The 14,892-nt window shown below is 72.9% G+C and carries 11 protein-coding genes; 6 read left to right on the plus strand and 5 right to left on the minus strand.

All coding sequences use genetic code 11. The features are described from left to right. On the plus strand, positions 1-504 hold a 504-nt coding region (locus FYW99_RS07350; protein ID WP_150251227.1), incomplete at its 5' end, for an HAD-IC family P-type ATPase. A gap of 219 nt (positions 505-723) precedes the next feature. Continuing rightward, the gene (locus FYW99_RS07355) at positions 724-1,302 is read left to right on the plus strand and encodes a DapH/DapD/GlmU-related protein (protein WP_223838844.1); all 579 of its coding nucleotides are present in this window, start codon (positions 724-726) and stop codon (positions 1,300-1,302) included. Positions 1,303-1,405: 103 nt separating this feature from the next. Here the strand turns inward: FYW99_RS07355 and FYW99_RS07360 are convergent, their stop codons facing one another. Further along, entirely contained in the window at positions 1,406-1,792 is a 387-nt protein-coding gene (locus FYW99_RS07360; RefSeq protein ID WP_150251228.1) for a pyridoxamine 5'-phosphate oxidase family protein, read from the minus strand. Positions 1,793-1,964: 172 nt separating this feature from the next. Between FYW99_RS07360 and FYW99_RS07365 the strand changes: the two genes are divergently transcribed. After that, complete coding sequence (locus FYW99_RS07365; RefSeq protein ID WP_223838900.1) at positions 1,965-2,390, plus strand: VOC family protein; 426 nt, start codon at positions 1,965-1,967, stop codon at positions 2,388-2,390. A 243-nt stretch (positions 2,391-2,633) separates the two neighbouring features. Here FYW99_RS07365 and FYW99_RS07370 read toward each other — a convergent pair whose 3' ends face one another. Together FYW99_RS07370 and FYW99_RS07375 are read right to left on the minus strand one after the other, a co-directional pair. Then, positions 2,634-3,227: a mycothiol-dependent nitroreductase Rv2466c family protein gene (locus tag FYW99_RS07370; RefSeq protein ID WP_150251667.1), complete on the minus strand. Its 594-nt coding sequence runs from the start codon at positions 3,225-3,227 to the stop codon at positions 2,634-2,636. 23 nt (positions 3,228-3,250) lie between these two features. Further along, entirely contained in the window at positions 3,251-4,270 is a 1,020-nt protein-coding gene (locus FYW99_RS07375; protein ID WP_150251230.1) for a LacI family DNA-binding transcriptional regulator, read from the minus strand. 754 nt (positions 4,271-5,024) lie between these two features. Between FYW99_RS07375 and FYW99_RS07380 the strand changes: the two genes are divergently transcribed. After that, positions 5,025-6,260: a hypothetical protein gene (locus FYW99_RS07380; protein WP_150251231.1), complete on the plus strand. Its 1,236-nt coding sequence runs from the start codon at positions 5,025-5,027 to the stop codon at positions 6,258-6,260. Further along, entirely contained in the window at positions 6,257-6,964 is a 708-nt protein-coding gene (locus FYW99_RS07385; protein WP_223838845.1) for a hypothetical protein, read from the plus strand. The genes FYW99_RS07380 and FYW99_RS07385 overlap by 4 nt, the downstream gene beginning before the upstream one ends. A gap of 5 nt (positions 6,965-6,969) precedes the next feature. On the opposite strand, the gene FYW99_RS07390 is transcribed toward FYW99_RS07385, so the two are convergent. Next, the gene (locus tag FYW99_RS07390; protein ID WP_150251233.1) at positions 6,970-9,096 is read right to left on the minus strand and encodes a tetratricopeptide repeat protein; all 2,127 of its coding nucleotides are present in this window, start codon (positions 9,094-9,096) and stop codon (positions 6,970-6,972) included. 590 nt (positions 9,097-9,686) lie between these two features. Further along, positions 9,687-12,836 (minus strand): AfsR/SARP family transcriptional regulator, encoded by a 3,150-nt coding sequence (locus FYW99_RS07395; protein ID WP_150251234.1) that lies wholly within the window; start codon positions 12,834-12,836, stop codon positions 9,687-9,689. A 767-nt stretch (positions 12,837-13,603) separates the two neighbouring features. Between FYW99_RS07395 and FYW99_RS07400 the strand changes: the two genes are divergently transcribed. Then, positions 13,604-14,749, plus strand: a complete 1,146-nt coding sequence (locus FYW99_RS07400; protein ID WP_394350345.1) for a UDP-N-acetylglucosamine--N-acetylmuramyl-(pentapeptide) pyrophosphoryl-undecaprenol N-acetylglucosamine transferase — start codon at positions 13,604-13,606, stop codon at positions 14,747-14,749. The last annotated feature ends 143 nt before the right edge of the window (positions 14,750-14,892 follow it).

The following is a 14,892-nucleotide window of genomic DNA, read 5'->3' on the forward strand; positions in this document are numbered from 1 at the left end:
CGCACCGTGATGCTCACCGGCGACAACGAGCGCACCGCCCGTGCCCTGGCGGCCCGGGTCGGCGTCGACGAGGTCCATGCCGACCTGCGCCCCGAGGACAAGTCGGCCCTGGTCACCGGTCTGCGTCGCCACGGGCCGGTGGCGATGGTCGGCGACGGTGTCAACGACGCCCCCGCCCTGGCCACCGCTGACACCGGGGTGGCCATGGGCGCCATGGGCACCGACGTCGCGATCGAGACCGCCGACGTCGCCCTCATGGGCGAGGACCTGCGGGCGCTGCCCCGGGCCCTGGCCCACGCCCGGCGGACTCGGCGGATCATGCTCCAGAGCCTGCTGCTGTCGGGGGCCATTCTGCTGGTCCTCATCCCGCTGTCCGCGTTCGGCGTGCTGGGCCTGGCGGCGGTCATCCTCACCCACGAGCTGGCCGAGGTCCTGGTCATCGCCAACGGGGTGCGCGCCGGCCGCCGCGCTCCGGCCACAGCGGCCACGTCCTCGCGGGGGTAGGCCGACAGGTCGGTGCCTCTGGTGAAGCCCGTCGTGCGGCCCTCCAGGGCTCGGCGGGGGTGACTTTCGTGGGGGGTGGGTTGGTCCTCGCGTCCGCTGTCATCGGCGGGACCGACGCCACCGAGGAGTACCCGTTCGTGACCGCCCTGTTCGACGACAGGGAACCCCGTCGCGCAGCACGGGCCCCGGACCCGACGGACGTTGCGCCACAATCGTCGGGTGACCAACGACCGCTTCATGCTGATCCACGACCCGGAGCTCCAGGCCAGGGGCGAACGTGTTCTGGGCCCGGAGTTCAAGGCGATGAGCGAGAGGGTGCTGCGGGCCACGGAGCTGACCTCCCGCCTCAACGTCCTCCCCTTCGACGACGAGGAGGGGAGGACGGCACTGTTCGAGCAGATCCTGGGCCGCCCCCTCCCGGCGGGGGTGACGATCTATCCGCCCTTCTACACCGACCACGGCCTTCGCCTGGACCTGGCCGAGCGCGTCTTCGTCAACCAGGGCTGCACGTTCCTCGACTACGCGGGCATCCGGCTGGGCGAGGGTGTGATGGTCGGCCCGAAGGCCACGTTCATCACGGTGGGCCACCCGGTGGACCCCGGCGAGCGGCGCCGGTTCCTCAGCGGTGCGCCCATCGACGTGGCGGAGAACGTGTGGATCGGTGCCGGTGCGACGATCCTGCCCGGCGTCAGCATCGGCCGCGACGCCGTCGTCGCGGCCGGGACGGTCGTGGCCGACGACGTTCCGGCCGCGAGCCTGGTGGCCGGGCCCAAGGGCACGGTGCGCCGACGCTGGTAGCGCAGGACCGCGCTGACACCGGTTCCGGAGGCCTCGGCGCCCTCAGCCCCGGAAACCGCCCCCGGCGGTGTCTTCGAGGGGCACGCCATGACCCCGCCGCCCCTCAGCCCGGACGCACGTTGCCCAGGAACCGCTCGACGGCGATCTCGATGACCACCCGGCCCGGGTTCTCCCGCGGCGCCTTGTACCGCTCGCCGTAGCGACGCACCGCCTCCGCCACCCGCTCGGGGTCGTCGGAGACCGTCGCGGAGCCCTCCAGCGTGCACCAGGAGCGCCCCTCCACCTGCGACACCGACACCCTGGCGCCGGGGTGCGCCGCGAGGTTGCGCGCCTTGTAGCTGCTGCCCGAGGAGATCACCCGCACCAGGCGCGCGTCGGCGTCGTAGGTCGCCCCCACGGGGACCTGGTGGATGGACCCGTCCGGGCGCGGTGAGGCCAGCATGCACAGTCGCCGCTGCGCCCAGAACCGTGTGAACTCGTCCTCGTCCATCCTGTCCCTCCTGGTCCGGTCGGCCCCAGCATCCCACCGCCCCGCCCCGGCCCTCCACCGGGGCGGGGCCACCGGTGTGACCTGAGCGGCGCTGACGGCCGGTTCCCGCCGGCCGAAGTCCGGGAAGCAGGGCGCTCCGGTCCCTATGATCGGTGGCATGACGATCCAGAGGATGGACCACGTCGGCGTCGTCGTCGACGACCTTGAGGCCGCCGTCGCGTTCTTCACCGAACTCGGCATGGAGGTGGAGGGCCGGGCGTCGGTCGAGGGAGGCGGGGTGGACCGTGTTGCCGGACTCCACGGCGTCCGGGCCGACATCGCGATGATGCGGACCCCTGACGGCCACGGCAGGCTTGAGCTGACCAGGTTCCACACGCCGACGGCGATCAGCCCCGAGCCGGGGAACGCGGTGGCGAACGCGCTGGGCCTGCGCAGCGTCATGTTCGCCGTCGACGACGTGGAGGACGTCCTCGCCCGCCTGCGCGCCCACGGCGCCGAACTCGTCGGCGAGCTGGAGCGGTACGAGGACGCCTATCTGCTCTGCTACGTGCGCGGCCCCGGGGGCGTCATCGTCGCCCTGGCCGAGCGGATCGGCTGAGGGCCGTCACGGGAGCCGTTTCCCCGACGCCTCATCCGGGCGCGTCGGCCGTCCCGGTTCCCGGCTGCTCCGCCGTCCGGTGCGGGGTGCCATGGGGGCTCCGTTCCTGTGCCGGGTACGGGGGAGAGGCTGAGGGGATTGAGGGGGCAGGAGGGGAGGGCGGAACCGGTGACTTCGCTGGCGGGACGTAGCAGGGCGGTGCACCCGCTCTCCGGGCCGATGCGGAGCCGGTGGCCGCGCGCCTCAGGCCTTGACCTCGCGGAACTGGGGGACGCCGGTGAGGAGCACGACCGCCTCCCACAGCCGCAGGGTCTCATCCGGGTCCGGCAGCTCGGCGACGACGGGGCCGAAGAGCGCCCGCGAAGCGCCGTCGGCGCCGGTCAGGGCCAGGATCGGCGTTCCGACCTCGCCGTGGACCCGGCGCACGGCGTCGTGGTGGGAGGCGCGCAGGAAGGGGTCGTGCTCCTCGGAGGAACCAGCGTCGGCCAGCTCCTCGGGCAGCCCCGACCGGCGCAGGGCGTCGGCGAGGCCGCTGATCCACTCGCCCTCCGCGGCCTCCTCCCCGGTCCACAGCGCCTCGTGGAACCGGCCGAGCGCCTCGTGCCCGTGGCCGCTCTGCACCGCCGCGCACACGCGGGCGGGGATCCACAGGTAGCCCTCCGTGTCGCCCTCGGGGTCCTCGTCCCTGCCCTCGTTGAGCACCGACAGGCTCATGATCCGCCACCGGATCGTGACCGGGCGCTCCTCGGCGACCCCGCGCAGCCAGCGCGCGGTGATCCAGCTGAGCGGGCAGGCCGGGTCGAACCAGAAGTCGACCGTCCAGGGGGCGTGGGTCACGGCGGGCTCCCGTCGTCGTCGTGTCACGGCCGCCCGAGCGTACTCTCCCTGGGCACGAGCGCGAACCCCGGGCGCACGCGGCGCGACTCGGACGCGCCCTCCGCGCCGTCCTCCAGCCGGGCCAGCAGCGCGTCCACCGCGGCCCGCGCGATGGCCTGCTTGTGCGGCGCGACGGTGGTGAGGGTCACCGTGCAGTAGCGGCCCTCCTCTATGTCGTCGAAGCCCACGACCGCGACGTCCTCGGGCACCCGCAGGCCGCGCTCGGTGAGCGTGCGCATGGCGCCGATCGCGATGAGGTCGTTGTAGCAGAAGACGGCGTCGGGCGCGGTCCCCGAGTCCAGGAGGCGGGCCATCGCCTGGGCGCCGTCCTGGCGCGTGTAGCCGTCGGTGGTGGCCACCAGGGCGTCGTCCGCCGCAGCCCCCGCGGCGGTGACCGTCTCGCGCCATCCGCGCAGGCGCAGGTGGGCGGGCTGGCGGGAGCGGCCGTGGCGGGCGCCGATGAAGGCGATGCGGCGGCGGCCCAGGTCGAGCAGGTGCTGGGTGGCGGTGCGGGCGGCGGCCACGTTGTCGATGGCGATGTGGTCGTAGGGCGCCTCGTACTCGCGCTCGCCCAGCAGCACCAGGGGGGCGTCGTGCCCGCGCGCGAGCAGGTCCTCGTTCTCCAGCTCGATCGGGCTCAGGATCAGCCCGTCGATCAGCCGCGCGCGGAAGCCCTGCGCGAACAGCACCTCCTGGTCCCTGCGGCCGTAGGTGTGGTCGAGCAGGACGATGCGGTCGAGCCCGGCGGCGTAGTTGATCACGGCGTCGGCGAGTTCGGCGAAGTAGGGGTTGCCCAGCTCGGGCAGGGCCAGCGCGATGATGCCGGTGCGGCCCTTGCGCAGGTGCCGCGCGGTCAGGTTGGGCCGGTAGCCGAGTTCGTCGATGACCTGCTGCACGCGCTGGCGGGTGGTGGGTGTGACGTGGCGGTAGCCGTTGACCACATTGGACACCGTCTTGACCGAGACGCCCGCGCGCTCCGCGACGTCCTTCAGGCTGATGACCACAGCGCCTCCTCCGCACATGGTGCACGCGTGCACGACCGTGTGCGTCCCGCCGACCCGCGGCCCGGTCGGCGGCGTTCCCGCGCCGTGCGGCCCGCGCCGCCCGTCGTCCTCCCACCGCCGCACCCGCCCCGCCGACCGTCCGCTTACGCGTGAACCCGTGCGTTTTCCGGCGATTTTTCTATCGTTATACAGCACTCGGCTACTCCCCGTGCAACGCTCCTGTCCAGGAGATCTCCCGTTCATGTGCTGGGGAGCCGTTCTGGCCAGGATTTTTCCGGACGTGCTTCCGGGCTCGGGCGGGCCGATGTGACTGTGCTCTCATCATGGGGAAGCTGATTTTCTCACGTTGTAAAAGACACGCCAACGATGCTCGCGGTCTCGGCCGAGGGCACGCGGACCTACCCGGTGCCCCACGGGCCGGCGCTGACCCCGCTCGCGGGTGGACGGATCGCCGGTGCCGGCTCCCCGGCGCTGCCGGTGGCCGAACCAAGGCCGCGGTCTACACGTTGTCGGGCCTGACCGCCGGGGCTACGGGTTCGCCTCCGGCTCGCTCGTGGGCGTGTTGCTGCTCGCCGTCATCCAGAACATCATCAACGCCCTCAGAGGCACCAGCGGGAGTGACCCGGGCCGCGCCCGCGGTCCAGTGCCGCGTCCGGGGCCGTCCAGCGGGACGTCCAGAGGCGTGTCGAGTCCGATCCCCCATCCTCACGGTGACGGCCGCATCCGTGCGGAATCTGCTGGGAGGGAGCTTCGGATGGGGAACTCGGAATGGGCCCGCGCCCCGATCGGGATGGACGCGGGGCGGTGGACCACCTGGGACGGGTGCCGCCGGGTGCTGGCCGTGGCGTGCACGGTCGCCGACGCGCAACGGCTGATGGACCCGGTGGCGACCGTGGCCTCCGACCCGCGCGTACAGGTGGTCTTCACGGTCGCGCCCGACCAGGTGTTCGGCACCGGGCTCGCCGCCTGGCTGGCGCGGGCCGGAGTGGTGGTGGTGCCCTGGCAGCAGGCGGTCAACACCCGCTTCGATCTCGCCCTGGCGGCCAGCACCAGCCGGGCCCTGGACCGGATCCACGCGCCCGTGGTGCTGTTCGCGCACGGCGTCGGGTTCAACAAGCTCACCCCCGCCCACCTCGGACGACAGGGCGCGCTCGTCCGCGCCACCTACGGTCTGGGGCGCGAGGGCCTGGTCCGGGACGGCCGCCTGGTCGCGGAGCGGATCGCGCTCGCCCACGACGACGAGGCCCTGCGCCTGGCCTCCGCGTGCCCCGAGGCGGTCGGCGGCGCCCGTGTCGTGGGGGACGCCGCCGCGGACCGGATCCTGGCCTCGTTGGAGCGGCGCCCGTGGTGCCGTTCCCAGCTCGGGCTGGGCCCCGGCGACGTGTGGGTGGTGGCGGCCTCCACGTGGGGGCGCTCGTCGCTGCTGGGGGCCGGGCGGCCCCTGCTCGAACGCCTGGTCGTGGAGGCGGTGTCCGTGTCCTGCCGGGTCGGTCTGCTGGTGCACCCGAACGTGTGGGCGGCCCACGGGGACTGGCAGGTGCACCAGTGGCTGGGCCCGCTCATCGCCCAGGGGCTGGAGGTGGTGCCGGTCGAGGCCGAATGGGCCAGCGCCCTGGCGGCCGCCGACGCGGTGGTGGGTGACCACGGTTCCACCACCGTCTACGCCACCCTGACCGGGCGCCCCGTGCTGGTGGCCGACGGCGGGCGGGCGGACGTGGACACGGCCTCGCCCATGGGTCAGGCCCTGCGCACCCTTCCGGCCGTGCGTGGGGACGCCCCGCTCATGGGCCGGGCCCTGCACTCGGTGGAAGCGGCCGAACGGAAGGCGCTGCGCGCCGTGGCCGCGCGGATCACCTCCCACCCCGGCCGCTTCGCCCAGCGCACGCGCACGGTGCTCTACGAGGTCCTGGAGCTGGACGAACCCGACCTCCTGCCCGCCGCGCGCCCGCTGCGTCCGCTGGGCTGGGACATGCGCGGGTGGGCGGCGTGACCGGGGCGGCCTTCTCCGCGCGGGTCCGGCACGCGGTGGCCGTCGCGCCAGTGGAGTACGCGTTCACCGCCGAGCCGTCCCGGGGACGTCTTCCCGCGGGGTCGGGCGCCCACGACCCGTCCCGGGGGTGCCTGTTCGCGGTGCCGGACACTCCCGGCCCGCTTGGGGAACGCCACCTCGCGGGACCGCACGCCGACGACCCGCACGGGGGATGCCTGCCCGCGGTTCCGGACATCCCACTCGCCGCCGACCCGTGCCGCCCGGCCGAGCGGCCCTGGGCGGGCGTCGCCGACATCCTCCTGTGCTGCTGCGGGCACGCGGCCCCCTCGCCGCGGGAGGCGGGGCGCGCACTGCTGCGCGCCTATCCGGGGTGCCTGGTGGCCGGGGTGCACGGCCCGGACGGCCGGAGCGTCCTGGTCAGCCCGAGGGGGCTCGTCCTCGTCACGCCGGTCACCTCCGCCGGACGCGCCGAGCGCGGCGCGCACCGGTGGGGGACGGTCGCCGCCGCGGTCCTCGTGTACGCGTGGCTGGTCGGCGGTCGCGACCTGACGACGCTGCCCGACACCGTGCTCAGGTCCGCGCGGAACCCGCCCGTCCTCCCACAGCCCGAGACCGGCGGAGACGGCGACCCCGCTCCCGAACGCGCCCCCGTCCCGGGACGGCCGCCCGTCCACGAGGTGTACGTGCGCGCCGAACCCCGGTGACGGGGTCATCCCAACGCCTCCAGGCGTTCCTCCACACGCCGTCTGGCCGGGTCCGTGGGCAGCAGCAGCTCCACCGCCCCCTCGTAGGCCTCGCGGGCCCGGCCCGGCTCCCCGCGGCGTTCGGCGAGTCCTCCGATCGCCTCCAGGGCCTTGCCCTGGCCGGAGGCCGAGCCGCGCTCGCGCATCACCTCCAGCGCCCGCTCCAGTTCCCCCGCGGCGGACGCGAACTCCTCCATGGCGGCGAGGACGGTGCCCAGGACGATCCGGGTCCGGGCCTGGTTGTAGGCGTCCCCGTCCAGGAGGGGGAGGGCGCGCTCCAGGGCCTGGCGGGCCGGACCGGGGTCGCCGAGGGCCTGACGGGCCCGGCCGAGCATGAACAGGCTGATGGCCAGGTTGTGGGTGACCCCGGTGCGCTCGTCCGTCGCCACCGCCCGGGCGAGGTGGTCGGCGGCCTGCCCGGGAAGGTGGTTCTGGAAGGCCACGATGCCGCGCCGCTGCTGGGTCTGGGCCAGGCGTTCCAGGTCCTGGCGGCGCCGCCAGACCCGTTCGGCGGCGTCCAGGTCGGCCATCGCCTCCCCCACACCGGCGAGGTGGCTGTGCACGAGCGCGCGGTTGTTCAGCAGCCGAGCGACCGTCGTCTCCTCCAGACCGGCCGAGTGCGCCCCGAGCGCGGGCGCCGCGGCACGCAGCCACAGCCGTGCCTGGCCGTGGTGCAGGAACAGCGACCACAGGCCGTCCAGCAGGCGCGGCGCGTGCTCGTGCGCTCCCAGCTCCGGCGCCAGCTCGGCCAGGGCGGCGAGGTTGCCGCGCTCCCGGTTGAGCCAGGCCGTGGCCTGCGCGGCGTCGGCGAAGGGGGAGCCCGGCACCGCCCGGTTGCCCGCGTAGGGCCGCAGCACGGCGTCGGCCGACACCGCCAGGTCGGCGTACCCGGACACCAGGCGCGTCAGCGACCGGCGGCGGGCACCGGGTTCCTCCACGGCCTCGGCCTTCTCCGCGGCGTGCAGGCGCAGCAGGTCGTGGAAGGAGAAGCGTTCGGCGCCGTGCTCGGTCAGCAGGTGGTGGCGGGCGAGGGCGGCCAGCCCAGCCTCGCACTCGGCCACCGGGCGGCCGGTGAGGCGGGCGGCCAGCTCACCGGTGACGTCGGGACCCGGGTGCCAGGCCAGACGCCGGTAGAGCAGGGCGGGAAAGTCCGGGAGGGAGGCGTAGGACAGGTCGAAGGCGTTGCGCACGGACACGTCCATACCCATTTCCCTGCTCGCGGTGTCCAGGTGGTCGAGCCGACGGGGAGCGGAGCGCAGGCGCCGTTCGGTGTCCCGCCAGGTCCGGCTGCGGGTGCCGTGGTCGACGGCGACCGTGCACACCGCCACCGGCAGCGCCGAACACAGGGAGACGACGCGGTGCATGGCCTCCCGGTCGGCCTCGCCGGTGGGGGATCGGCCGCTGAGTTCGGAGAGCAGGGCCACGCCCTCGGACCCCGTCATCGGCGGCAGGTCGACGAACTGTCCGCCGTCCAGGCGCAGCCCGGCCAGTCGCAGGCGCGTGGTGACCACGACCGTGCCGCGCTCGCCCCCGGGCAGCAGGGTGCGGACCTGGGCCGCGGAGAGGGCGTTGTCCAGCAGCAGCGCCACGGGTGCGTGCGCGGTGGCCGACCTCCACCAGGCCGCGCGTGTGGCGAGGTCCGCCGGTGCCGTCCCGATCTGCACGCCCACGGCGCGGAGCAGCACGTCCAGCACGTCGTGGGGGTCGGCGGGCGGCCCGGGGGAGAAGCCGTGCAGGTCCACGAACAGCTGCCCGCCGCCGCCCAGCTCCGGGTGCGCGCGCAGGAACTCCGCCGCCAGGGCGGACTTGCCCACCCCGGCGGAACCCGTGATCACCACCAGCGCGTGGCGGCCCCGGGCGTGCGCGCGCGACACGGCCGCCTCCAGCGCCCGCATCGGGCGGGGCCGGTCCACGAAGACGGCGGGCGCGGCGGGAAGTTGGCGGGGGACGCGGTCGGCCGCGGGTGCCAGGTGCAGGTTCACGTCCCCGTGGAGCGAGCCGACCTGGACGGCGGTTCCGCTGATGTCGCCGCGCACGGTGTTGGTCCGGGTGCTGGTGTCGGTGGTCGGGGAGGGGTGACCGGGGGAGTCCACGTGGTCTCCTAAGCACCTGTGACGAATGGTGCGTAAGGGGCGCCTGGTGAGCCGGGTTTCGGCCTTGTCCAACCAGTGTCGAATTCCTTTCTTCGAAGGGCAACTTGCTGGTCGCTCGGGGAAGTTCCGGTCGGGGTTTGTGTCTTGCATGTGCACGTGCTAATGCGTGCGCTTATGCAAGAATGCGAGGTCATGGCCAGTCAGGACACGGTTTGACGCAGTATGAAAGGCCCGCCGCTTTGAGCGGCGGGCCTCGTGTTTGCTGTGGCTAGGGGGTTAGGCAGGTGTCGCTGCGGGGATAAGGGGAGTGCTCCAAATCACCAGCCAGGCCCCTGCAAGCCAGACCGAAAATGCGAGTACAGTAAGAGACTTCATTGCATACTTCCTTTGTGGCTCTTGCTTCGTCCAGACAGCGCTGCTATGGGTCCATTGGTCATGCAGTGAAGGGCGGGACGTTCCAGTGGCGACTGGGCGTCCCGCCGCTTGCCGTGCTATAAGCACACAGAACGGTGAACAGCTACCGAGCTGGCGCCGAGCATGCTAAATCCTACCGATAACGGCAGTGGCGCGTGTTCGAAAAAGCCAGTCCGTTACCTGGCGGGCAGGGTGCCGAGCAAAGACCGGGTGATCTGGGCCTCCGGGGCCTGGAGCGCCTCGAATATCTCCGTCGCCTGGCGCAGGCATGTACGCGCTTCGCTCACCTCGCCTCGGACCCCGAGGTGCTGGCCCAGGGCGAGCAGAGCCGCTGCGTATTCCTTACGCAGACCGTGCTGCTGCGCCGTTGAGGAAGCCTGCCGCAGATAGGTTCCCGCATCGGTGTGCCGTCCGGCCTTTTCCTCGATCCGGGCAAGGCCGAGCAACGCCTCGGTCTTCACCGTGGGCGTGACGAACCCATGTGCTGCCAGGCTGCGGTGAAAGCAGAGGCTTGCCTGGTCCGTTTGGTCGGCTGCGGCGTGTGCCGCGCCCAGATTCGTGAGGATCGTGCTCTTGGCCCAGGGGTCTCCGAAGGGTTCGAAAGTCTCCAACGCTTCTCGAAGGCACGATGCGGCTCGCTCCGGCTGTCCCCGGTGCAGTGACACCTCGCCCATGTTTGTCAGGGCGACTGCGGCCCTGCGCCTGTCACCGCGTCGACGGGCGGTCACCAGGACCTTTTCGCACAGAGACCAGGACTGGTGGTGGTACCCCAGTTGTTGGAAGGCGCCCGCCAGGTTCAGTTGCATCTCCATGAGCAACTGCTGGTCCTGTGAACGTTCCAGCAAGGCCGCCGCGTCACTGAAGTCCGCTATAGCTTCGTGGGAAGCGCTCACCGCGAAGTGGCACAGCCCGCGCACACGCAGGCAGAACACTATGCCGGGGCGGTGCCCGCGCGCCTCGAAGGTCTCCAGTGCCCGTTCGGCGAGGGCCCGGCTGCCCGCGTAGTCGTTGGCGACGTAGGAGACCATCGCCCGCTGGGCCACGGCCCACGCCTGTCCCAGAGGGTCCCCGGCCTCGGACCACCGTTCATGGGCCGCGCGACTGTGCTCCCCGGCGCGGTCCAGTTCTCCCACGCGCAGGAGAGCACGCGCCAGGTCGAAGTGGGCCCTGGCCCGCTCACGGTCCTTCCCGTGATCGCGCGCCCACTCCACCATGGCGGTGTGCAGGGTGACCGCGTCGCTCCAGGGGCCGTGCGCGTCCATGTGGTCGCACACCACGCGCGCCAGTCGCAGGGCGGTACGGCCCGCGCCGTGCTGGTCCGCCTCCGCCATCACGGTGAGCACGGTCGCCAGCTCGCGCCGAAACCACGCCATGGCCCTCTCCTCCGACCACGGCTCCCCGGTCGGGGTCGGCTCGTGGCCGTCGCGCCCGGGCCGGTGCGGGTACAGGGCATGGTCGGCCCGGCCCGTCAGTGACAGGTAGGCCGCGTACATCCGCTGCTTCGCCGCGCGGACCCGTTCCGGGGACAGGCTGTCGTGGGCGCGGTGGCGGGCATGCGCACGGAGCAGGGAGTGCACCTCGAAGCGATCGGGCTCCGGCTCGTTCAGCAGGTGGGCGCTCACCAGGTCCACGAGGGCCTGCCGCGAGTCGTGCTCGTCGGGACCGGCCAGCGCCGCGGCCACCCGTCCGTCCATGCCGCGGGTGGGGTGCAGCCCCAACAGGAGGAAGGCCTCCCGGGCCTTCGGTCCCACGCCACGCAGGGACACGTCGAAGATGCGGGAGAGGTCCCGGCCGCCCACCCGAAAGGCGTTCAGCCCCGGGAAGGAGGGCGAGGGCAGTCGGTGCAGCAGGTCGCGCGGCGACCACGACGGATGGATCTGGGCCAGGTTCGCCATCAGCCCCACGGCTATCGGCAGCCTGTCGCACCGGTCGATGATCTCGGCGAGGGTGTCGGCCCCCTCCTCGCCCCACGGCCGGTCGAGGGCGGCGGTGAACATCTCGGCGCACTCGTCGTCGGAGGGAAGCCCGAGCGGCAGGTGGTCGGCGCCGTCGATCTCCGGCAGGTGGAAGCGGCTGGTGATCAGCACCGCGCACCGGGTCCCGCTGGGGAGCAGGGGAAGGACCTGTTCGGCGCTGGCGGCGTCTTCGAGGAGGAGCAGCAGGCGCATCGACCGCGTGTGCTCGCGCCACAGCGCGACGCGTTCGGCCAGGCTCAGCACGGTGGGCGGCACCGGCACGCGCAGCAGGCGCATGAGTTCGGTGAGGGCCTCCTCCGCGGTCAGGGGGGCGAGTCGCTCGTCGTGCCCGCGCAGTTCCACCGACAGCCGGGCGTCGGGGTAGAAATCCTTGATCCGGTGGGCCACGTGCAGGCTCAACTGGCTCTTGCCCACCCCCGCCATCCCGCAGACGACCCACAGGTGCGCGAAGCCGGACTCCGTCTCCCGCAGCCGCGAGCAGAGCAGTCGCGTCTGCGCGGTGCGTCCCCGGAAGCGCCGGGGCTCGCGCGCCAGGTTGTCGACGATCGGCCGGGGCTTCCCACCCGGGGGAGGTGCGGCCTCCTTCGGCTCACCGTCCCCATCCGGGCCAGCGGTCGCCCGCAGCAGCAGTTCGAACCGCCGCCGCAGCGCCGGTGAGGGGTCCACGCCCAGTTCCTCGGACAGCCGCTCCCGCAGCCGCTGGTAGGCCGCGAGGGCGTCGGCGGTCCGGCCCAGGGCGTGGAGTCCGTGCAGGAGGTGGCCGTGCAGGGGTTCGTTGACGGGGTAGGCGACCAGGGCCGAGCCCAGGACCTCCACCGCCTCCGCGTGGTCGCCCTCGGCGATGGCCAGCGAGGCCCACACCGCCAGTGCGTCCTGGTGGGAGCGTTCCATGGCCACACGCAGCTGCTCGACCCAGCGCCCGCCCACACCGGGCAGGGGAGGCCCCTTCCACAGGGCCAGCGCCTCCTCCAGTGCCGCGCGCGCCTCGGCGGACCGGCCCGCCTGGTGCAGGGCGCGGGCGCGTGAGCGCAGGCTCCGGAAGCGCTCCCAGTCCAGCGCCTGAGCGGGGAGGCGCAGCAGGTAGCCCTCGGCGGTGTGGGTCAGGATGCCGCGGTCCAGTCCCGCTGCCTCGATCTTGCCCCGCAGGCGCGTGACATAGGTGTGCAGCGTGCCGCGGTACCCCTCCGGGGGCGAGCCGTTCCAGAGCCGGTCGGCCAACTCCCGGAGGGGAAGCCGCGCCGGGCTGGTCAGTGCCAGCGAGGCAAGGAGCGCGCGTTCCTTGCCGGTGGTCAGGGTGACGTGGCGTCCGTCGCTGCTCAGATGGATGGAACCCAGAACGCAGAGTCTCACCGGCGGATCCTTGCTGGGAAGTGCCCCCGTTTATCGTTCTTGCATATATGTGTGCCCTGTTGGGATTGTTGAAACTTCCTTTTCCCTCTTTGTATTGGTGCTCGATATTCTGCACGTGCACTTTCTGGTGAAGGTGGCCCTGGGAAAACTGAAATGTTTCTTGGGGCGGCTTGTGTGGTTCTTGTTTGTTCGGATGGAAACGGGAGCTCCTGTCTCTTTTTCGGATGAACGTGCTGGTGGAGGTGTTCGCTGCGGGGTGTGGAATCACCTCGCGCAAACCCTTTTCTGGGCTTCGTGTGTGGCGGGGGCGCGGACTCGGGGCCGACCGGACACGCGCATCCGGCGCGTGTTCCGCCGAACCACTGACCACCCGTGAGGCTTTCCCTGCCCCACCCTCCCCGTGCGGCACGGTGACGTTCCTGATATTCCGGGGGACACGGGTTCCACGGCCGGACGTGTTCTCCGCTCTCCCCTCACCGGTGCCGTTTCCGTTCGGCGGGCAGGACGTCGGCGCGGTGAGGAGCCCACGGCGGTGTTCCGGCGGTCCGGTCCACCTCCGCGAGAGGCCGGTGTGGCAGTCCCCACTCCGGCCGGAGCGGGGGGCGTTCCGGGGCGGGTCCGGCGGCGGCTACGGTGCTGTTGGGCACAGGAAGAGCGCCGCGCCGCTCGCGTGTGGCCCTTTTCTTTGTCGGTAGCTTCTTGCGGCCCCGCTCCGGGGCATCCTCCGGGAGGAACTGGTGAACAGCGGCAACCCCCCTGCACGGGACATGCGCCTGATCGTGACCGGAGGAGGGACGGGCGGGCACACCTATCCGGCCCTCACCGCCGTCCGCGCGCTGCGTGACCGGCTGGCGGCGGCCGGGATCGCCCTGCACGTACTGTGGGTGGGCACGGCGGACAGCCTGGAGTCCCGGGTCGCGGCCGCCAACGGGATCGCCTTCGAGTCGGTCGCGACCGGCAAGATCCGGCGCTCGAAGAACCCCCTCAAGCTCGCCTCACGGGCCAACATCAAGGACATGAGCAACGTCCCCCGGGGCGTCGCGCAGGCCCGCGCGCTGGTCTCGGACTTCGCCCCCGACGTGGTGCTGGCCACCGGCGGCTACGTGGCGGTCCCCGTGGGCCTGGCCGCGAAGATGTGCCGCCGCCCCCTCGTGGTGCACGAACAGACGGTCCGGCTGGGCCTGGCCAACAAGGTCCTCGCCCGCGTCGCGGCCCGTGTGGCGGTGTCCTCCCCGTCCACGACCGAGCTGCTGCCCGACTCCGCGCGCGACAACGCGGTCATCACCGGCAACCCGGTGCGCCCCGAGGTGCTGACCGGGCAGGCCGACCGTGCGCCCAAGGAACTCGGATTCACCGGCTACGACTCCTCGCTGCCCACCGTCTACGTCACGGGCGGGGCGCAGGGGGCCGTGCAGATCAACGGCATGATCCGCGACATCCTGCCCTGGCTGCTCGCGCGCGCCAACATCGTGCACCAGTGCGGGCCGGCGAACCTGGAGGAGGCGCGCCGCAGCGCGGCGCAGCTCCCGCCCGGCCTCGCCGAGAGATACCACCTGACGGACTTCGTGGGCCCCGAACTCCCCGACGTGCTGGCGCTGGCCGACGTGGTGGTCTCCCGCAGCGGCGCGGGGACGATCGCGGAGCTGACCGCGCTGGGCAAGGCCGCCGTGTTCGTTCCGCTGGCCTCGTCCGCGGGCGACGAGCAGCGCCACAACGCCCGCCACCTCCAGGAGTCGGGCGCGGCGGTGGCCCTGCTGGACCAGGTCAGCGCCCAGGGGCTCCAGGCGGCGGTGGAACCACTGCTGGCCGACCCGCGGCGGCGCGCGCAGATCGCGGAACGGGCCCGCGAGCACGGGCGGCCGGACGCCGCAGACCGGCTGGTGGACGTCCTCCTGGCCGCGGCGCAGGAGTAGCGGGCGCGGGGCTGGTGGGCACGGGGTTGGCGGGCGCCGGGCGCCCGCCCCGCCGGAGCCCGGACGCGGTTTGCGGCGCCGCTGGTCGCGGTGGCCGAACCCTTTCCCCCGCCCCTGGGAAGGCCGCCGCGAACGGGACAGGC

It is taken from the genome of Nocardiopsis deserti, assembly GCF_008638355.1.
Taxonomy (GTDB): Bacteria; Actinomycetota; Actinomycetes; order Streptosporangiales; family Streptosporangiaceae; genus Nocardiopsis; species Nocardiopsis alborubida.